Genomic DNA, 20169 nt, shown 5'->3' with positions numbered 1-20169 from the left:
ATTTCTACTTTTTCGGCATGATTTTCGACTTGCGATCCCGAAGCGGTTGTGGTCGTCCGCCCGGCCTGCCATGCAACGCAAGATTAGCGGTTTCGGCATATACCAAGATTCCAACAATCGCGGCGACCGGTCTTGACCTGGAACGTAAGAAGTCGTGGATAGCCGCTGTCCCTGCCGGTTCGGATCACATGTTTGAAGTCACTGCCGAGGATGCGTTCGATTTCCGTTCGACGGAGTACGCCGAGCTCTTCGCCAGCTCGGCGGCAACCGCTTTTCAGCATCCGATTTGGCTCGCGCAACTTTATGAGAGGCTCGTGCGGCGAGGCGCCGCCACGCCACTGATCATCGTCGTCCGCGTGCGTGCGAGCGGAAGGCTCGCGATGGTCCTGCCGCTGGTGAGGCGCCGCTACACGCTGCTGAAGGTCGTGGAATTCGCGGATATGCGGGTTTCGGACTATGTCTCGCCCGTCGCCGACGAGGAGACCTTCTCCCGCATTCTTGCCGACGCCCGCACCGTCGCCGCCATCCGCAAGCATCTGCGGCCATACGATCTCCTGCGCATCGGCAAGCTGGCGGACCGCTCCCTGGCGATGGAGCGCCTGCTTGGCGTCGACAAGCGCGACAGCATGGGCATGAGCGCCTATTCCAGCAAGCTGGAGCCGACATTCGCCGGCTGGCGCGAGCAGCGGCTGGACCAGTCCTATCGCAAGGAGCTGGACAAGAAATCCCGGCAGCTCAACCGCATCGGGGAGGCGCGCTTCGAATGCGTTGACGGCCCGGCCGCGGTCCGCACGACATTCGATGCCCTCAAGCTCTATCGCGGCAAACGCTTCGACGGCAGCAACGGTCCGGCCGACCTTTTGCAGCTGCCTTCCTATTTCGATTTCTACCTGGCCGTGGCCAATGAAGGGTGCGGCGGCTTCGCCCGCACCTATGCATTCTGGATGAACGGCCAGCCGATCGCCGGCGCGCTCGGGCTCGAGCACCGCGGCTCGCTCCTGGTCATCCTCGGCGGTTTCGACGAGGCCGGCTACCGGAAGCAGTCGATCGGCAGCCTGATGTTCGAGCAGATCGCCCGCGATTGCATCGAGCGCGGCGATCAACACCTCGATTTCACCATCGGCGACGAGCCCTACAAGCGCGTCTTCGGTGGCCGGCCTTCACCGATGTGGCAAATCTACCGCGCAGGCAGTCCGCTCGGCTATGCTGCGCATCTGACGGTGCAGAAATTGCCGGCGGCCAAGGCGCTGGCGCGGCATATCCTTGAGGCCGCGCATGTCAAGAAGGCCAAGCCTTCGGCTGTCATCGTGCCGCCGGCTGCCGATGAAGCCGCCGAGTCGTCCTAGTTGAAGCGGGTCGGATCGGACGCCTTACGCTAGCTTCAGGCGGTCGCGCACGGTTATGCCGAAGCGTCCTTTGAACGAAATGCGCCGGCTGACCCGCAATCAGGTCACGGCTTCCACTTGCGGCCGCTTGAGACCGCGCAGCCGCGCGGCAAAGCTCGGGCTGAACTTGTCGATCTCGTGCAGGATGCGGCGACGGCTGAAATGAACCTGCCGGCGCGCGCGCCAGCGCAGGTCCGTGTCGATGGTCAGGCTGCGGCGGAAATTTGCCAACTCGAGCCCCCGTTCATCCATCGCCTGCTTCATGGGATCATCATAAAAGGCGGCGATCTTCGCTGCCGCCATGCCGGGCGAGGCCATCCACTCCGGCACGTGCACCATGCACAGGCGCTCCACATCGGTGAGAAGGCGGCTGACACCTGTTCCGGCGGCCGGACAGGATGTCTGATAAGCGTCTCCGATCAGGACGACGCCGTCGCGCTTGCAATTTTCGGCGACGGTGATGTCGGTGAGCCAGCTCGAGACGCGGTCGATGACCTCGAAATCGCCAAAGGTCTTGAGGAGTCCCGGAAGCGTTTCAATGAGCGTTTCGCGCGGGCGGTCGCGCAGCGCCTTGACCCACGGGTCGGTATGCTCCCGGAAAACAAAGAGGTTGGCGCGGGTAACGCCGCCGGCCGGGAAGAAGTTCAGGTAATCGATGCCGTCCGAAACGCGTTCGCCGTAATAGGTCAGTGCCGGATGCTTGAACGCGCTTGCTCCCGCCGGCCGGACATTAAAACCGAAAGTCAACGATTGGCGCTGGTGGACGAACCGGCGCTCGATGCCGACGTCGCGCCGCAGGATGTCGCCCATGCCGGTGGCAAGCACAAGCAGGCGAGCCGTCACATCCGGCTGCCCGATGATCGATACACGCTGCCGCTCCGGCCCGGCTTCCACCGCGCTCACCCTGCCGGCGACGAAGCGAACGGTCTTGGGCAGTTCGGCCCGCATCGCCGCGACGAGGTTGTCGTAAAAAATGCCGTAATGGCGGGCTCGCGTGCGGTCGAGCACTCGCCCCTTGCGCACGTTGACGATCTCGTCGAATGCCGCGGCCGCCGTGGAAAGACTGTCGAGGAGGCCGATCCGGCGCAGCTTGTCGATCTGGTCGCCGGCGATCTTCTCGACACGGAACTCGCGCGGAAAAACGGGGTGGCGGTCGATCAGCGTGACACGGTAGCCTGACCGGCCGAGGAGAGTCGCGGCAAGTGTCCCGGAGAGCCCGCCGCCGACGACAGCGATCTCCGTGTCGGTTCCCTCCGGCAGCGGACGCAGCGAATGTTCGGCTGTCATTGGGAATACCTCAACAGGGCATAAAGGGCACGGGGATTGGTGGTGAAGTAGCGCCAGAACAGCCGGCGCGGCTCCATCAACATGCGCCACAGCCATTCGAAACCCGCCTTCTGGACCCAGAGCGGGGCGCGCCGGACCTTGCCGGCAATATGGTCGAACAGCCCTCCGGAAGTTTTGATCACACCGACATTCGAGAGCCGCGAGCCAAAATCGCGGACAAAGATCTGCTCGCGCGGCACGCCGAGGCCGAGCCACAAAATGTCCGGTGCAAGCGCGTCGATCTCTTCGAGCTTTTTCTCGAGTGCTTCGCCGGTCAGGTAGCCGTGGCTGTGGCCGACGATGCGCAGGCGCGGATAGCTGGCTTTGATGGCGGCCACGGCCTTGGCGTTCCCGGCCTCAGTCGATCCAAGCAGGTAGAAGGTCGCGGCCTCGTTCTCGGCGAGCTTAGCGACATCGTGGAACAGATCGGTGGTGGCCACCCGTTCCGGCAACCGCGTGCGGCACAATAGGCGCGAGGCGAGCACAAGTGGCTGGCCGTCGGCGAAGATCTGATCGGCTTCGCGGAAGAGGGCGGCGATCTCCGATTTCGCGCGAGCCTGGGCGATGACCTCGCCGTTGACGGAGGTGAAGTAGTAGGGACGGCTGCCATGGCGGTGCTGCCGCGCCGCCGCGAGCATCAAGCGGGCGGCGCCCTGCCGGTCGATCACGGTGACAGGCAGCCCGCCAAGCTGCACCGTCGGCAATGCAGGCAGGTCCTGCCGGGAAGGGGCTGCTTCTAGCGCTGCCACGGCGGTCACGCTTGGACGTCCGGTCGAAGTCTGGTGCTGCAGCCGCGGAAAACGAGAGGTCTCATGGTTCAGATGTTGGCTGGAGTGGAGCGGATCCGATCCGCCGGTCGTAACGCTGTTTCTAAAACTTTTCGCATAGGAGAAGTCGCCCCATTCTCCGGTAGTTCGAACTACCTCCTTCATGGCACCATACGTAAAAAAATCAAAAAGTTAAGCGACATGTTAATAGTTAGTTAATATGGACAATTTGAATCGAAATATAAATCAGTTTAAACCTTTTGACCTCGACTTCACTTGCTTTTGGGTGATTTTGAACCTGCGTTTTCAACACGAATGCGATTTGATCGCCACTGGTGCGACCACATTGCAATGCCAACGAGCTCCTGATCTATCCTGGGTGATCGTCGGGGCCACGAAAATCAGTTGTGAGGCGGGGAGCGACATTCATGGCGCCGCCTGACGGGCAAAGCGGAAATCGTCCGGCGTCAGCTACTCCGGCAAAGGCCAAGACCGATCTTCATGCCTCTATTTCACACCGATGCCGGCGGTCAGGCCGCCGTCTATCTTGTAATCCGCGCCGGTGCAGAAGCTCGCTCTGGAGGAGCACAGAAAGGCGATGAGTTCGGCCACTTCTTCTGGTTCGCCGATGCGGCCAAGCGGATGCGCCGCACCGAAGCGCCTGTACGCTTCCTCGACATCGGCATCGCTGCCGGTTTCGCCACGCGCGGCCTTCTCCAGGATCGGTGTGCGGATCGAGCCTGGGCTGACCGAATTGACCCGGATGCCAGCCGCCGCGTAATCCAGCGCCAGCGAACGCGTCAGCGTATGGATTGCGCCCTTAGTCGTGGCATAGGCGGCGACGTTCTGCTGACAGGCGAAACCCTGCACCGAGGCGACATTGACGATGGCGCCGCCACCACGGCGGATCATTTCGGGGATGCCGTAATGCGCCGTCAGGTAGATCGAGCCGACATTGACCGTCATGGCCTTGTTCCATGTTTCCCAGTCGGTCGTGGTCGCGGTCCCGTAGGGATGGACGGCCGCCGAATTGACGATCACGTCGAGGCCGCAGAACCGTGCGACCCCGGCAGCGACGGCATCGCGGACCTGGTCCGCCACGGAGACGTCGGTGTCGACGACCAGCGCGCCGGCTTCGGAACTTTCCAGCTCCGCTCTCATTGCCGCATTGGCCGAGCGGTCGATGCCGCAGGCGATGATCGCAGCACCCCCTGCGGCGAGGCGCCTGGCGGTTGCCAGACCGATTCCCGTCGTCCCCGTCACCAGGGCGACCTTGCCAACAAAATCCTTCATTGCGGGAACTCCTTCAGTCACGTGTCGGAACCCGGCTCTTCCGGCAGGAATCGCAGGGCGAAATCCAGATGGCGGCTCATCAGGTAGGCGTAGGCCACTCTGTCGCGCGCGCGCAGGGCGGCGACGATCTCGCCATGCGCGGCGCGGGTGTCGGCCAGGACCGGGCGCATCTCCTTGCCGATGGTCATGATCCGCAGGATCACCGGGGAAAGGAAGGAATACATGTCCGACAGCATGCGGTTGTCCGCCAGCCCGATCAACGCCATGTGGAAGTCGAAATCATTCTCGGCGGCCTCCTGGATCGAGCGGCTCTCGACGATCCGCGCGTTGACCGCGTCGAGCGCTTCGATCTGCTCGTTGGTGGCGTTGAGCACGATGTGGTCGCCGATGCCGACTTCGATGATGCGCCTGAAGCCCTGAATGTCGGCGAAGGAGGAGCGCGAGACATCCATATGCGCGGCAAAGAAATTCTGGATGGCGATGCTATGCCCGTCCGCGAGCACAGCCCCGACGCGGGGTTTCGGTTCGATCAGCCCGTAGGTCCGGATAGCGCGCAAAGCCTCGCGCACGGTGTTGCGACTGGCGCCGGTGATCTCGCTGAGCTCGCGCTCTGTCGGCAGCACGTCGCCGACATTCAGCTGCCGCGAGCGGATGAGATCGAGGATCCGCCCGGCCGCGGCATCGACCGCCGAGCTGCCGCCGGCGTGGCGGCGGGCGCCGCTCTCGCGCGCGGCATGAGAATTTTCCAATGACGAATCTCCCAAATTGTTGGACCAGGATATCCCAAGATTCCGGGAAAACAATCGAGTTGGACGCCGTCTCGATCAGTTTACCGCGCTACCTGTCGGCCGTCAGGCGTTCGAGAAAGCCGAAATTGTCGATTGACTCTCATCCTGGTCCAACAATAAGTTTCCGCTCTCTCTCAAAGGAAGGCAGCAAATGGAGCAGTGCTGGCGTTGGTATGGCCCGGACGATCCGGTGACGCTGGATCACGTCAAGCAGGCCGGGGCGACGGGCGTCGTCTCGGCGCTGCACGACATCTATGACGGGCGCGCCTGGCCGCTAGAAAACATCCTGGAGCGCAAGCGGATCATCGAGGCGGCGGGGCTGACCTGGTCGGTCGTCGAGAGCATCCCCGTCCACAACTCGATCAAGATCGGCTCGCCGGAACGGCTGCGCTATGTCGGCTTTTACAAGGATACGATCCGAGCGCTCGCGAAGGCCGGCATCGCGACGATCTGCTACAATTTCATGCCTGTGGTCGACTGGACCCGCACCGATCTGGCGTATCGCCTTCCGACGACGGGTTATGCATTGCGTTTCGACGCGATCGATTTCGCGGCCTACGACCTGTTCGTGCTGAAGCGACGGAATGCCGAGGCCGGCTACAGCGCCGCGCGCATCGCCGAAGCGGAAGCGCGATTGAAAGAGCTCAGCGACGAGAAAATCGACCGGATCGAGCGTAACCTTATCGCCGGACTGCCCGCCACCGAGCGCAGCTACAACCGGGACACTTTTCGCGAGGCCTTGGCCGAGTACGATTCGATTGGGCCAAGGGAATTGCGCGACAATCTCGCCTGGTTCCTGCGCGAGATTATTCCGGTCGCCGAACAGGAAGGGGTGCGCATGTGCATCCATCCCGACGATCCGCCCTTCTCGCTCTACGGCCTGCCGCGCATCGTTTCGACAGCTGACGATGCGCGATTCATCCTCAATGCCGTGGACAGCCCGGCAAACGGGCTGACATTCTGCACCGGCTCCTACGGCACGCGCGCCGACAACGACATCGTCGCCATGGTCAAGGAGTTCGCGGGCCGCATCCATTTCGTCCATCTGCGCAACGTCACCATCGAGGATGACGGCTCCTTCTATGAGGCCGAGCATCTCGAGGGCGGCACCGACATGGCGCATGTCATCCTCGCCCTGATGCAGGAGGAAGCGCGCCGTCGAAAGGAAGGCCGCGCCGACTGGCGCATTCCGATGCGACCCGATCACGGACATCTGCTCGCCGACGACATCGGCAAGACCAGGATCAATCCCGGTTATTCGCTGATCGGCAGGCTGAAGGGCCTCGCCGAACTGCGCGGCATCATGCGGGCCGTCGAACGGTTCGGGCTGGCATAGAATCGAAACTCTCCACCCACATTACCGGCGAGCGCAATTCGCTGCATAATGACCGCGCTGGCCGAGAATCGGTGTTCGGCAAGCCGATCCTCCACGGCGGCGTCAGTTCTGGTATTCTCAATGCCCTGGTCGCGGAGGATTTGCCCGGGCCCGGGACCGTCTTTCTCGAAATCGCATGGAAGTTCGTCAAGGCGGTCGGCGTTGAGTAGGCGATCATCGGACGCGTGGAGGTCAAGAAGTTGCGCCCCGACAAGCCGATCTGCAAGATCGAGACCAGCCTACGCAACGGCCAGGGGAGCTTTGTCCCACCGGCGCGGCGACCGTGTTGACCGTCCCGCTGCAAGGCGCATGAGCGCGGTGAGCGGCAGCCCGCTTGGCATGGCCGCCGACAGCGGCCGCTGGCGCGTGCTGTCGCTGCTTTGCCTGGCGGTCGTTCTGTCGCTGACCACCTGGTTTTCGGCGACCGCCATCCTGCCCGAACTGAGGCAGGAGCTTGCGCTCGGCGCCGGCGGGGAGGCCTGGCTGACCAACGGCGTTCAGGTCGGCTTCGTGATCGGTGCGCTGGGGGCGAGCCTGGTCAACCTTCCCGATTTGGTGCGGCTCAGCCGGCTGATGGCGGCCGCCGCTTTTGTCGCCGCGCTCGCCAATGCGAGCCTGCTGTTTCATCTCGGGCCGGGCGGCGTGATCGCCGCGCGTATTGTCACCGGCGCAGCACTTGCCGGCGTCTATCCGCCGGCGCTGAAGCTCGTCGCCACCTGGTTCACGCGCGACCGGGGGCTGGCGCTCGGCGCAGTCATAGGCGCGCTCACCATCGGCTCGGCGCTGCCGCATCTTTTTCGCGCTGTCCTGACCGCGCTCGACTGGCGGCCGGTGGTCGCGGCCGCCAGTCTAGCAACGACGGTCGGCGCGCTCCTGTTTCTCTTGTTCGCAAGGGAGGGGCCCTATCCTTTCGGCAAGGCGGTGTTCGAGCCATCGCGCATCGGGCAGGTGTTTCGCGAGCGGCCGCTGCTCCTGGCCAATCTCGGCTATCTCGGCCATATGTGGGAACTCTACGCCATGTGGGCGTGGCTGCTTGCCTATACGCGCTCGGCATTCGAGGCGCAGGCGATCGGATCGGCCGCTGCCGCCTCGCTTTCGACCTTCTTCGTCGTCGCCTCCGGCATCATTGGCTGCCTGTTGGGCGGCTATCTGTCGGACCGCATCGGCAGAACCGCGACCACCGCCGGCATGATGATCGTCTCGGGAAGCTGTGCGCTGCTGATGGGCTTCCTGTTTGCCGGGCCGCTTTGGCTCTTCATGCTGGTCGCCGTCGTCTGGGGTATTTCGGTGATCGGCGATTCGGCGCAATTCTCAGCCGCAGTGACCGAACTCGGCGATCGCCGCTTCGTCGGCACGGCGCTGTCGGTGCAGCTTGGCGCCGGCTTTGCGCTGACGGTGCTCGCCATCTGGCTGACGCCGCGCTTCGCCGACTTCATCGGTGGCTGGCGCTGGGCCTTCCTGCTGCTGGTGCCGGGTCCGCTTCTTGGGGCGGCCGCTATGCTGTGGTTGCGAAACTTGCCGGAGAGCGAGAAAATGGCCGGCGGCCTCCGCTAGCGCTCTTGCTCCTCGACTGTCTAGCGCTGGAGCCGATTGAGAACTTCGTCGCTACGCAAATCGCCAGCGCACGGCCCGCGCTGCTCCGTTGGGCGTAAGGTTGGCGATTGCACATTTGCCGGGAACAATGCAGCCTAGCTTCGAGGCTCGAAAGCTGCCTCCCGGAGCGGGGCCATGCAGGCAGGATACGCGGCACAGTTACTGGTGCAGATGTCATGACACGCGCCCAGTTGGCCGGCGTCACCCTGGGTCTGTCGCTGGTCGCAGCGCTTACCATTGTCCGGGCGAGCGACCCGCAGCCGTTGAGACTCGCCCGCGAAGCGACGTTCGACCAGTATCAGAGGCTGGCACCTCGCCGCTTCGAGTCGATGCCCGTCCGCGTGGTGGACATCGACGAGGCCTCATTGCAGCAGTTCGGGCAGTGGCCGTGGCCCAGGGATCGCATGGCGGCCCTGGTCGAAAAGCTGACGGAGCTTGGTGCGGCAGCCATCGCATTCGACATTCTTTTCGCCGAGCCCGACCGTCTGTCGCCTCGCACTGTCCTCCGCGACGTGCCGGGCATCGATCCGGCCCTGCTCGACCGCCTGCCCGACAATGACGAGATCTTCGCCGGGTCGATCGCCGGCAAGCCAGTTATCCTGGGCTACGGCATCTCCAACGAAGGGAACTATCGGCCGCAAATCAAGGCTGGCATTGCCTTTATGGGCGAGAGCCCGATCGCTGCTCCTCCGCCTATCAAGGCAGCCACGCCGCTGCGGCCGCAGCTTGAGGCCAATTCAGCCGGCATCGGACACATCAGCCTCAATCCCGGCAGATCTACCGCTGTGGTGAGGACAGCCCCACTCTTTCTGACTGATGGCGAGCAGCTTTATCCGGATCTTGCCCTCGAAGCCATAAGAGTAGCGCAGGGGGCCTCCACCTATCTCATTGCCGGCGCGCCGGATCGGCAGGGCATAATGACCTCCGTCAAGATCGGCGACTTCGTTATCCCGGTGACCTCGGCCGGCGAACTCTGGCTCTATGTCAGTCCCGACAGGGCCGAGCGTTATGTTTCGGCGAAGGACGTGCTTGCACCCGGCGGCGTCTCGTCCGAAACGAGGGCCGCGATCGAAGGCAGCATCGTGTTTGTCGGCACTTCGGCCGCCGGGCTGCAGGACATTCGTGTCACCGCGCTCGGTGAGAACGTGCCGGGCGTCTCGATCCACGCGCAGATCGTTGAACAGGTGCTGTCCGGCCACTATCTGTCTCGGCCTGATTGGGCAAACGGGCTGGAAATCGCGTCGATCGCGATGCTCGGCAGCCTCCTGGTGATTCTGACGATTTTCGTAAGCCCCGTGATTGCGCTCGCCTGCGGCCTTGCGATCACGGGACTGGCGCTCGTCGCATCATGGTTTGCCTTTTCGCTTGCGGGACTGCTGTTCGACCCGTTTGCGCCGATCCTCATGGGCACGATCACGCATTTCGCGACAACCTCTTTCCGCTTCCTGGTGACTGATCGAGAGCGGCGCGCGATCCGGCGGGCCTTCGGTCAGTATTTGTCGCCATCGCTTCTCTACCGGATCGAGCACACGCGCGACGCGCTTCGTCTTGGCGGCGACGACCGAGAGCTGACCGTGATGTTTGTCGATGTGCGAAACTTCACGGAGATCAGCGAAAGACTGCCGCCCACCGCCGTCGTGCGGTTTTTGAACACGCTTCTCGACGCGCTCAGCCGTCATGTCACCGCCAATGAAGGCACGCTCGACAAGTTCATCGGCGATTCGATCATGGCCTTTTGGAATGCCCCGGTCGACGTCACCGATCATCCCCGCAAAGCCGCTCGCGCGGCATTGGCGATGCGCGAGACGATTGCCCGCCTCAACGAAAGCGATGCATTCGGATTCGGGGCCGGGCAGACGGTTCGCATCGGTATCGGAATCCATACCGGCGTCGCCTGTGTCGGAAATATGGGCGCGGAGTCGCGTTTCAACTATTCGGCCGTTGGCGACGCGGTGAACATCGCAGCGCGTATCGAGACAACGTGCAAGACGGTGAGTTTTGATATCCTCGCGTCCGACGACACAGTAAGATCGCTGCAAGGCTGGGCCTTGCTCGACGCGGGATCGCTGGAACTCAAGGGAAAGAGCACGAGGACCAGAATCAATGCCGTCGTAGGCGATGAAAACGTTGGGTCGTCGCCGGATTTTGCCGAATTGCGGCTTCTCCACGGCAAGCTCGTGGAGGCGTTGCAATCGCGCTTGCCAGGCACCCGAAAGATGATCGCGGCGGCCAAAGCCAAGGCTGCGGGCCTGCCGACAGGGTTGCAGGAATTCTATGGCCGGATCTCGCGCAGAGCGGATGATTTTGTTGGCAAGCGGGCGGGAGCGGCGATGGAAGCGAATGCCGGCTATGCGGAGCAACAATTCGGCTCCGGCTCCTGACCTTCATTGATGTAGGGCGGTCGACCGCTCGACTCGGTGGTGTTCAAGGGCAACAATTTCGTCCACTCCGACGTAGGGGCGAGTTGGCCCAGACCGGTTGGCGAAGTCGGATACGGACGCGCCGAGAAAAAGAGCGGCTATCCGCTGCTCTTGCCACTGCCGGCCACCCCTGCCGCTACTTTTTGCCAGGACCCTTGGATTTTCCGGGATTGCTGGGATCGTGCTTGCCCGGATCATTTCCATGGCCGTTGTTGCCGTCATCTTTGTCGCCCCGCGGCGGGCTCGGCGGATCGGGGGTGCCCGGACTGGGTGGTGCCGGTGAGTTGCGCCGCTCCGGCCGCGCCGTATGCTCCTGCTGAATGGCAGCCGTAAGCCCGCAATTTCCGCCGATTGCGTCAAAGCCTCCCGAGAGCTGCTGATTGCCGGTCAGAAACGGCAATGCCCGCGAGGTGCCGAGTGTGGTGAGCACAGATCGATTGACCTTGATAACGTCGGACATCGCGCCTGACGGCGTCGCGACCACGCAATCGCAGCGCCGCTTCAGTTCCCTGCATCCGCCGCCGCTGCAGAATCGGGCCGACCCCTTCAGCAGCACGACGGCGGTTTTGCCGTTGGGCGCGATGTGGACATCGAATGCTGTTCCCCGCACGCCTATTGTGCCTGCGGGCGTCACAATCTGGTAGGCGGACGAAGGCGAGTTCCCGCTTATCCAGCGAAACGTTCCCTTGGCAGCGCGGATGGTGAGCTTCTTCACCGAATTATCATCGTTGAAGACGTATTTGTCGAGGACGACGGAAGAACCCCACCCCACCGCCAGCTTGGTGCCATCCCGGAACACGAATTGGCCAAGCCCGGTATTGGATGTCCTGATTCGTTCGTCCCGATGAACGGGTGCGCTGACCACCAGTGGTCCGGTTGCGCCGGTAACGGCAGTCTTGATCACGACTGCCCGGCCCACTGCTTCGGCGGCTATGGTCGGTGTCGCATTGATGAGATTCGCGGCAAGCGCGACAACTGCAGCCCACCTCAAGGACGGCATGGCATCCTCCCCGAAACGACTTTATTAGCACATGCTTGAAAGGCTGTCCCCGCGGAGTCATACCTCAATTTGAGTAGGATATGGCTCTTTCGCTTGGGCGACGCTCGAAGGCACAATCGTCGACGTTAGGTCCTGCGCTTGGGTGGGCCGCGCGGGTTGCCCCCTCGCTCATCGGGTCGGAGGTGGGATAACGCCAATGCTGTTACTGAATTCGTCTGGCTGAGGGACAAGGCGATGTTCTGCGTGGGCGGCGCGAGAGCGCCCGCATCTGGGGCATCGATCATGGTTTGTGTCGGCGCGCTGTCTTTGAAGATCTTCAGCCCATTCTTGGGCAGTTTAGCCGCGTCGGCCACGAGGGAGGAGCGCCATCGCCCTGGCCGCTTTTCTGAAAGCAAGCAATCGGCCAGCCCGCGACCCGTCTCGATACAAGTGCATGTATCCGCCGTGATCTATCTGCAGCGCACGAGGCCGACAAGGCAAATAGGCTGGGCATCGCATCCAATGTGCATAGCAGCTGAGCAGACGCTGCTCAGCATATGAACCCTCTTGGGTAATATAATTTGAAAAAATTGCTCCCTCATGTTCAAAACAGGTCGATAGACCCGCGAGAAATGGGTTCGAATCCTGCGGGGGCCCGCGGTCCTCAGGCGAGAATTCTAAAGAGGTTCGACAATGACCCAGCACGTACAAGATGCTCGAATTCTCATGTACAGCCACGACACGTTCGGGCTCGGCCACTTGCAGCGCTGCCGCACGATCGCGCATTCCCTGGTCGAGGATTTCCACGGACTTCAGGTGCTTATCATTTCGGGCGCGCCTATCGCCGGCGCCTTCGACTACCGCGCCCGCGTCGACTTCGTGAAGATCCCGAGCGTCATCAAGTTGCGCAACGGCGAATACACCTCGCTGGAAAAGGATATCGATCTGCATGAGACGCTAAGAATGCGCCAGTCGATCATTCGCCACACAGCCGAGACGTTTCGGCCGGATATCTTCATCGTCGACAAGGAACCGCTCGGGCTGCGCGGTGAGATCGAGGACACGCTGTCCTACCTCAAGACGCGAGGCACTACGCTGGTGCTTGGCCTGCGCGAGGTGATGGATGCGCCGCATCTGCTGGAAGCAGAGTGGGAACGCAGGGATGTGATGCGCAAGATAGGCCTGTTCTACGACAAGGTCTGGGCCTACGGTCCGCCGGATTTTTACGATCCGTTGACCGGCCTGGATGTGCCGCCGGCTATCAGGGCAAAGATGAAGTTCGTCGGTTTCCTGCAACGGAGCCTGCAGAAGAACGAGTTGCCCGGCCACCGCCCCGAGGGCGACTATATCCTCGTTACGACCGGTGGCGGCGGCGACGGCGCCGATCTGATCCACAACGTTATCGATGCCTATCAGCAGGATCCGCAATTGCAGCATAGGGCGCTGATCGTGCTTGGGCCCTACATGCCGGCGCGCAAGCGCAACAAGTTTCTTAAGAAGGGGTCCAAAATCCCGTATATCAAGATCATCGAATTCGACAACCGCATGGAAGAGCTGATTGCCGGCGCCAAGGCGGTAGTGGCGATGGGCGGTTACAACACCTATTGCGAGATACTGTCTTTCGACAAGCCGGCGCTGATCGTGCCCCGCGTCAAGCCGCGCGAGGAGCAACTGATCCGCGCACGGCGAGCAGCCGAACTCGGTCTCATCAAGATGCTTTCCCCGGAAGAAGCTGAGGATTCCCAGCGGTTTGCCGATACACTGAAGGTGCTGCCGGATCGGCCCCGCCCATCGCAGAGCAATCCGCATCTGAGGCTGGAAGGGCTGCCTCATATTTCCGCGATCGTCGCGGAACTGCTCGACAGGCAGGCCGGCCATCATCTTTCGGTCATTGAAGGCATCAACTGAGTGCAACATCGCAAGATCGTCGTGGTTCTGAAGGGTTATCCGCGGCTGTCGGAAACCTTCATCGCGCAGGAACTGCTCGGGTTGGAGCGAGCGGGGTTCGACCTGATACTCGTTGCGCTGAGGCGGCCAACCGACGCAAAACGCCATCCGGTGCATAACGAGATCAAAGCGCCCGTCCATTATCTGCCGGAATACCTGCATGAAGAACCGCTGCGCGTGGTTCGCTCGCTGTTTGCTTGTCTGCTGCGGCCAGGCTTCTGGCGCGCGTTCGGATCGCTGGCTGCCGACATCCCCCGCGACTTTACGCGCAATCGCGTGCGCCGCTTCGGGCAAGCGCTCGTGTTGGCGGCCGAATGGCCGGAAGATGCGGGCTGGCTGCATGCGCATTTCGCGCACACACCGGCATCGGTGACACGCTATGCCAGCCAGCTTCGCGGTCTGCCGTGGAGCTGCTCGGCCCATGCAAAGGACATCTGGACTTCGGCTGACTGGGATCTGGCTGGCAAGCTTTCCTCGGCCCGCTGGACGGTCACCTGCACGAAAACCGGCTTCGACCGTCTGAAAAAACTCGCAAACGGCAACTCGTGTTTACATCTGAGCTATCATGGGCTCGACCTTGATCGCTTCGGCAGCTTCCGCGGGGCGCGCAAACCGCATGACGGCTCGGCACCGGACGAACCGGTTATCGTTCTGAGTGTCGGGCGCGCCGTTGAAAAGAAAGGTTACGATACCTTGCTGGAGGCGCTTGCCCTCCTGCCTGGTGATTTGGCGTGGCGTTTCGAGCATATCGGCGGTGGCGACGAACTGGAACGGCTCAAGGCGCTGGCGCAAAAGCTCGGCCTGGATGGTCGCGTCTCTTGGAGAGGCGCGCTTGCTCAGGAGGAGGTGCTTGAGCACTACCGCCGCGCCGACATCTTCGCCCTGGCCTGCAGGATCACCGCAAATGGCGACCGGGACGGTCTGCCGAATGTTCTGGTTGAGGCGGCCAGCCAGCGGCTCGCCTGCGTGTCGACCGATATTTCCGGCGTGCCGGAGCTTTTATCTTCGGATGAAACCGGGCTGCTGGTCCCGACAGAAAATCCAATTGCCCTGGCACAGGCGCTGGAGCGCCTTATCCGTGATCCCGTGCTGCGCGCCCGCCTCGGTGACGCTGCAGAGTGGCGCGTGCGCGCCAATTTCGATCATATGACAAGCATTGGGCAGCTCAAGGAACTCTTCGAGCGGGAGTGGCGGACCGCCGAATGAAGCGACTGCGCGCCTTCTTCTATGTCCAGCACCTCCTCGGTATCGGCCATCTTGCGCGCGCCAGCCGCATTGCGGCGGCTCTGGTCGATGACGGGTTTGACGTAACCGTGGTGACGGGCGGCGCGCCGATCGCGGGGTTTCCAGGATCGGGCGTCAAATCTGTATCTCTGCCACCCGTCACCTCCGGCGATGAGGGATTTTCCGGACTTGTCGACCTGCAGGGCAAACCCATCGACGATGCTTTCAGGAGATGGCGTTCGGAGATGCTGTTGCAGGCCTATCGGGATTGCGGGCCCGATATCGTCATTGTCGAGGCGTTTCCATTTGGACGCCGGCAGATGCGTTTCGAACTCCTGCCGCTGATCGAGGCCATCGACGCGACATCACCCAGACCGCTGCTGGCGACGTCCGTCCGTGATATCCTTCAGGAGCGCGTCAAGCCGGGCCGAAACGAGGAAACGGTCGATCTCATCAACAGGCATTTCGACCTTGTCATGGTCCACGGCGATCCGGCTTTCGCGACCATCGACAAGACCTTTCCACTGGTCGGGGCGATCAGGGCCAAGGTCGCCTACACTGGGCTCGTTGCCGCGCCGCCACCGCCCGCGGTCTCCGAGCGCTTCGATGTTCTGGTGTCGGTTGGCGGCGGGGCTGCCGGAAAGAGCCTCGTTAGTGCCACTGTTGCAGCGGCGCGGAATGCCAACAGCGCTTGGAAATGGTGTTTGATCACCGGTCCCAACCTGCCGAAAGGCGATTTCGACGCGATCGCACGTGATGCCACGCCGGGCCTGTCCGTCTTCCGGTTCCGCGAGGATTTCGCCAGCCTGCTGACCGGCGCCCGCCTCTCGGTCTCGCAGGCGGGTTACAACACGGTCTGCGACGTGCTTCGCGCGGGTTGTCGCTCCCTACTCGTTCCATTTGCGGCGGGTGCGGAAACCGAACAGACGGTTCGCGCCCTGATGCTCGAAGAAATGGGTCTTGCAACGGTGCTGACGGAAAAGGACCTAACGCCTGAAGGTTTGGCGCGAGCGATCGAACAGGCGCTTGCTGGACCGAGGCCGTCCGCGCATCGTCTCGATCTGGAAGGCGCGCGTCGCTCGGCCCAAATCCTGCGCGAGCGACATCGAACATGGTCCCTGAAAACGGAACTCTAGCTAACGCGCGTCGCCCCGGTGAGATTCGCGCGACGTCGTTATTCGACAGCCGTCACGCTTCTTTCGAGCGAAATGCGTTAAACAGTTCCAATCAGCATGAAGCGCGTATAATTTTTTGTCGGCAGTTCGCCCGAGAACCGCACCTCCCGTAGGGCCGCCATTGCTTCGAAGGCTGCCAGTGAAGCCACGCAGTTGATGTGGGTCGGCTCGCTGAAATAATCGTTCGATTGCAGCAATACATTCGTGCCCCGCGGAAGCAGGGCAAGCCAGGCGCGCAGATCGACTATGTGTTCGCAGCTCGTATTGACCACCAGGTCGGGCTGCGCGGCCGCATAGTCAACGGCGTACATATCTGCCGTCAGCGCGCGGAACCGGTCAACGGCATCCCGGTTGAGGGTCCGGGCGACCGGCGCGACTTCAGGATCGATGTCGATGCTATCAATCGCTCCGATGTCGAAGCGAGCATCGTTGAAAAGCATTGCCGGCAATACGCCGTACCATCCACCCAGAACCCATATGCGCCCGAACCGGCCGCCGCAGCTATCGAACAGCTTGTCGAGTGCCCACATCTTGCAGGCGACCTGCTTGTGGTTGAAGGCGTTGGCGATATCGGCCTGCGGATGCCTCGCGATGACGCGCGACAGCCCTGCCACGAGAGGGTGGTTGACATAGGCGGCAATTCCCCGCGTGAGGTCCAAGGCCTGTTCGTGCCCGTCCATGCCCGCATTGCGTGGTTGCGTGACATCCATCATACTCGTCTTGTAGGTTGGGATTTCGGGCGACACAACGCAATCTTGCCCCGGCAAGGCTGGTTGGTTCGCGGACGTTGATCATGCTGCACGCCGCTTCGCCATTGCCCCGTGCCGGAGAGGGGCTGTCGCATCAGTCCGGACCATCGGCGTTCATGCGCCAGCATCAGCAGCGCAGCTGTGGCGGCCGTTCGCCAAAACGCCACGGCAGCCGTCAATCGTTTGGCCAGCTGCTTTCTTCGCTAATCAACAATGCCCGTGTTGCGGTCATCGACCATGCGCCTGAACTGGATCGCGCCGCCTCGCAGCGTCCTTTCATCGTTGAGCGCAGGACAATCACGGTGCACTGTGGCTCGAAGCATGTCGTTGGCGACGAAGAAATTGCCGATGCGCCATTAGCCAGCAGGTGCTTCTATGTCCTGCAGCCTTGCAATTGAACGGTCCACGGTCGGATGGAACCCAGTTTAGCCCGCTATATCTGGACGCACACCAAGAAGCAGCAGGTCTGGATATTGATGATCGTCGTGCTTTCGATGATCCCGTATTTCATATCCTTCGATCTGCCGAAGCTGATCGTCAATGGCCCCATCCAAGGTAAGGGTTTCGGAGAACCCGGTGCGACCCAGCCGTTCATGAGGCTGCACTATGACCTGCCATTCATTGGTGAGGTGCAGTTCTTCTCCGGCTTTCAGCTCGACCGCACGGAGACGCTGTTTGCGCTGAGTATTGTTTTCCTTTTGCTAGTCATCATCAACGGCCTGTTCAAACTCTACATCAACACATACAAAGGCCGACTTGGCGAGCGTATGCTGCGGCGTATCCGATTCGATCTGATCGATCGCGTGCTGCGGTTTCCGCCGATTTACTTCAAACGCGTGAAATCCGCCGAAGTGGCGACCATGGTGAAGGACGAGGTGGAGCCGCTGGGGGGCTTCATCGGCGATGCCTTCCTGCAGCCGGTGCTGCTCGGCGGTCAGGCGCTGACGGCCATGCTGTTCATCATGGTGCAAAACTTCTGGCTCGGAACGATTGCGGTCGTGATCGTGGTGATCCAGATCGTCCTCATCCCGCGCATGCGGCGGCGGCTGATCGTGCTCGGGCGCGAACGGCAGTTGACGGCGCGCGCGCTCTCGGGCCGGGTCGGCGAAATCGTCGACGGCATCGGCGCGGTTCACGTCCACGACACATCAAACTACGAGCGCGCCGACATAGCTGCCCGGCTCGGCCTCATTTTCAAGATCCGCTTCGATCTTTACCAATGGAAATTCATGGTGAAGTTCCTCAACAATTTCCTGGCGCAGCTCACGCCCTTTCTGTTCTACATGATCGGTGGCTACCTGGTCATTCGGGGGCGGCTGGACGTCGGCCAACTGGTGGCCGTGATCAGCGCCTACAAGGACCTGCCCGGACCGATGAAGGAACTGATCGACTGGGATCAGGCTCGCCAGGATGTCCAGGTCAAATACCAGCAGGTCGTTGAGCAATTCACCGTCGAGGGTCTCATTGCGCCAAGAATTGGGGCGTTGACGATCGATGCTCCCGGTCCGATGACCAACCCGCTGTCGGCGATCAATCTGTCCATAGCGGACGATGGCGGTGGAATGCTCCTCGACCGGATCTCGCTCCAGGTCAAGCCGGGTGAGACGGTGGCGCTGGTCAGCACCGCAACAGGTGGAGCGGAGGCGCTTGCGGAAGCCTTCGCGAGGCTGAACTGGCCGGACAGCGGGAAGATCGCTTCGGGCGCCGACGACCTGCTTGAACTTCCCGAAGCGGTGACCGGCCGGCGCATGTCCTACGCCTCGTCGGATGTTTTCCTGTTCCATGCAAGCCTCCGTGATAACCTGCTCTATGGGTTGAAGCATGCGCCGCTGACATCGGTCCCTTATGAGGGTGCTGCGGCAGACCAGCAGCGCTGGAACGTTCACGAGGCGCGGCGGTCGGGCAATTCGGACCTCGACATCCGGAGCGACTGGATCGACTATGCATCCGCCGGCGCCACCGGCCCGCACGACCTCTTTGAGGCGGTGCGCCGGGTGCTCGACGCAGTGCTTCTGTCGCGCGACATTCTGGATCTTGGCTTGCGCTCCTCGGCTGACCTGACGCGTCACACGGAACTCGCCAGGCGCATCGTCGAACTGCGTGCGGCGCTTCGAACCCGGCTGGAACAGGAAGGGCTGAGCGGACTGGTGGTTCCTTTCGAACCAGGCGCCTACAACAAGGAAGCATCGATCGGCCAAAACCTGCTCTTCGGAGCCGCCGCCGGCCCCGAACTGGCCGACAAGGCGCTAGCGGCCAATCCCTATTTTGCGTCTGTGCTGAGGCAAGCCGGCCTCGACCGCACGCTTTTCGAGATGGGCATGGAGATCGCCGAACAGGCGATCGAGCTGTTTGCCGACCTGCCGCCCGATCACCAGTTCTTCCAGCAGCTCGCCTTCATGGGCGCCGAAGAGATACCCGCCTACGAAACCTTGTTACAACGGCTCAAGAACCGTCCCTACGAGGCAGTTTCGGAGAACGATCGCGCCATGATCGTTACACTGAGCTTTGCCTATATCGAGCCCCGGCACCGCTTCGGCCTGCTGAGCGAGGATCTGATGAGCAAGATCGTCGCTGCACGCAACCGGTTCTATGAAACCCTGCCGTCCGAGCTGCAAAATGCGATCGAACGCTATGATCCTGCCAAATACATTGCCGCGGCCAGCGTCATGGATAATGTCCTGTTCGGGCGTGTGGGCAACAACCATCCCGACGCGCCGGATCGCATCCGCTCCATCGTCTATGACATTCTCGACGAATTGGGGCTTTATGCCGAACTTCTGGATGTTGGCCTGGACTTCAACGTCGGCGCCGGCGGCAGGCGGCTGACCGCTGGACAGCGGCAGAAGCTCGATGTTGCCCGGGCCCTGCTCAAGCGTCCCGATTTTCTCATTCTCAACCGGCCGCTGTCGGCGCTCGACCAGCGTGCGCAGGACAAGGTGCTGCGAAACGTGCTCGACGAAGCCAGGTGCGACGGCCATTCGCCGGCAATTGTGTGGGTCGTGACGAATCCGGCAATGGGGATGATGTTCGATCGCGTTATCGTCTTCGACTCGGGTAAATTGGTGGAAGACGGAACGCTCGAGACACTTTTGGCAGGGAAGGGTATCTTCAAGGAACTGCTGTCTTAGATCAACGGGCATTGAGATGG

General features: G+C 62.0%; 16 protein-coding genes. 10 read left to right on the top strand and 6 right to left on the bottom strand.

The features are described from left to right. Nucleotides 1-188: 188 nt before the first annotated feature. The gene (locus tag P9230_RS07290; protein WP_067326263.1) at nt 189-1346 is read left to right on the top strand and encodes a GNAT family N-acetyltransferase; all 1158 of its coding nucleotides are present in this window, start codon (nt 189-191) and stop codon (nt 1344-1346) included. A 99-nt stretch (nt 1347-1445) separates the two neighbouring features. Here P9230_RS07290 and P9230_RS07285 read toward each other — a convergent pair whose 3' ends face one another. The 4 genes from P9230_RS07285 to P9230_RS07270 all read right to left on the bottom strand — a co-directional run bounded on the left by P9230_RS07285 (nt 1446) and on the right by P9230_RS07270 (nt 5520). Further along, nucleotides 1446-2672: an NAD(P)/FAD-dependent oxidoreductase gene (locus P9230_RS07285; RefSeq protein WP_128292960.1), complete on the bottom strand. Its 1227-nt coding sequence runs from the start codon at nt 2670-2672 to the stop codon at nt 1446-1448. Beyond that, nucleotides 2669-3349: a WecB/TagA/CpsF family glycosyltransferase gene (locus P9230_RS07280; RefSeq protein WP_245457004.1), complete on the bottom strand. Its 681-nt coding sequence runs from the start codon at nt 3347-3349 to the stop codon at nt 2669-2671. The genes P9230_RS07285 and P9230_RS07280 overlap by 4 nt, the downstream gene beginning before the upstream one ends. A 636-nt stretch (nt 3350-3985) precedes the next feature. After that, complete coding sequence (locus tag P9230_RS07275) at nt 3986-4771, bottom strand: SDR family oxidoreductase (RefSeq protein WP_095823341.1); 786 nt, start codon at nt 4769-4771, stop codon at nt 3986-3988. Between the two features lie 17 nt (nt 4772-4788). Then, nucleotides 4789-5520: an FCD domain-containing protein gene (locus P9230_RS07270; RefSeq protein ID WP_066994028.1), complete on the bottom strand. Its 732-nt coding sequence runs from the start codon at nt 5518-5520 to the stop codon at nt 4789-4791. Nucleotides 5521-5710: 190 nt separating this feature from the next. Between P9230_RS07270 and uxuA the strand changes: the two genes are divergently transcribed. The 4 genes from uxuA to P9230_RS07250 all read left to right on the top strand — a co-directional run bounded on the left by uxuA (nt 5711) and on the right by P9230_RS07250 (nt 10908). Beyond that, nucleotides 5711-6895, top strand: coding sequence for a mannonate dehydratase (gene uxuA, locus P9230_RS07265; RefSeq protein WP_278118094.1), 1185 nt, complete (start codon nt 5711-5713; stop codon nt 6893-6895). A 71-nt stretch (nt 6896-6966) separates the two neighbouring features. Then, complete coding sequence (locus P9230_RS07260) at nt 6967-7104, top strand: MaoC/PaaZ C-terminal domain-containing protein (protein WP_206628220.1); 138 nt, start codon at nt 6967-6969, stop codon at nt 7102-7104. Nucleotides 7105-7243: 139 nt separating this feature from the next. Further along, a complete protein-coding gene (locus P9230_RS07255; RefSeq protein ID WP_067326274.1) occupies nt 7244-8488 on the top strand; it encodes an MFS transporter in 1245 nt (414 codons plus the stop codon). A gap of 215 nt (nt 8489-8703) precedes the next feature. Beyond that, nucleotides 8704-10908: an adenylate/guanylate cyclase domain-containing protein gene (locus tag P9230_RS07250; RefSeq protein ID WP_278118092.1), complete on the top strand. Its 2205-nt coding sequence runs from the start codon at nt 8704-8706 to the stop codon at nt 10906-10908. Nucleotides 10909-11083: 175 nt separating this feature from the next. On the opposite strand, the gene P9230_RS07245 is transcribed toward P9230_RS07250, so the two are convergent. Further along, nucleotides 11084-11947, bottom strand: a complete 864-nt coding sequence (locus P9230_RS07245) for a FecR domain-containing protein (protein ID WP_067326280.1) — start codon at nt 11945-11947, stop codon at nt 11084-11086. 672 nt (nt 11948-12619) lie between these two features. Between P9230_RS07245 and P9230_RS07240 the strand changes: the two genes are divergently transcribed. From P9230_RS07240 to P9230_RS07230, 3 genes are read left to right on the top strand one after another with little or no spacing between them, the layout of a single operon-like run. Further along, nucleotides 12620-13834: a glycosyltransferase family protein gene (locus P9230_RS07240; RefSeq protein ID WP_278118089.1), complete on the top strand. Its 1215-nt coding sequence runs from the start codon at nt 12620-12622 to the stop codon at nt 13832-13834. Continuing rightward, nucleotides 13835-15079, top strand: coding sequence for a glycosyltransferase family 4 protein (locus P9230_RS07235; RefSeq protein WP_278118088.1), 1245 nt, complete (start codon nt 13835-13837; stop codon nt 15077-15079). Beyond that, on the top strand, nt 15076-16233 hold the full coding sequence (locus P9230_RS07230; protein WP_278118086.1) for a glycosyltransferase family protein: 1158 nt from the start codon (nt 15076-15078) through the stop codon (nt 16231-16233). Before P9230_RS07235 ends, P9230_RS07230 begins: the two co-directional genes overlap by 4 nt. Nucleotides 16234-16310: 77 nt before the next feature. Here the strand turns inward: P9230_RS07230 and P9230_RS07225 are convergent, their stop codons facing one another. Continuing rightward, nucleotides 16311-16982: a class I SAM-dependent methyltransferase gene (locus P9230_RS07225; protein ID WP_082953982.1), complete on the bottom strand. Its 672-nt coding sequence runs from the start codon at nt 16980-16982 to the stop codon at nt 16311-16313. Nucleotides 16983-17065: 83 nt separating this feature from the next. On the opposite strand from P9230_RS07225, the gene P9230_RS07220 reads away from it, so the two are divergent. Both P9230_RS07220 and P9230_RS07215 read left to right on the top strand, forming a co-directional pair. Continuing rightward, entirely contained in the window at nt 17066-17419 is a 354-nt protein-coding gene (locus P9230_RS07220) for a hypothetical protein (RefSeq protein ID WP_095800379.1), read from the top strand. A gap of 15 nt (nt 17420-17434) precedes the next feature. After that, nucleotides 17435-20149 carry an ABC transporter ATP-binding protein gene (locus P9230_RS07215; RefSeq protein ID WP_127246025.1) on the top strand — a complete coding sequence of 905 codons (2715 nt, stop codon included), beginning with the start codon at nt 17435-17437 and terminating at the stop codon, nt 20147-20149. Nucleotides 20150-20169: the final 20 nt, after the last annotated feature.

This window comes from Mesorhizobium sp. WSM4887, from assembly GCF_029625865.1.
Classification (GTDB): Bacteria; Pseudomonadota; Alphaproteobacteria; order Rhizobiales; family Rhizobiaceae; genus Mesorhizobium.
The sequence above is the reverse complement of the archived record's forward strand: the minus strand, read 5'-3'. Positions and strand labels throughout refer to the sequence as shown.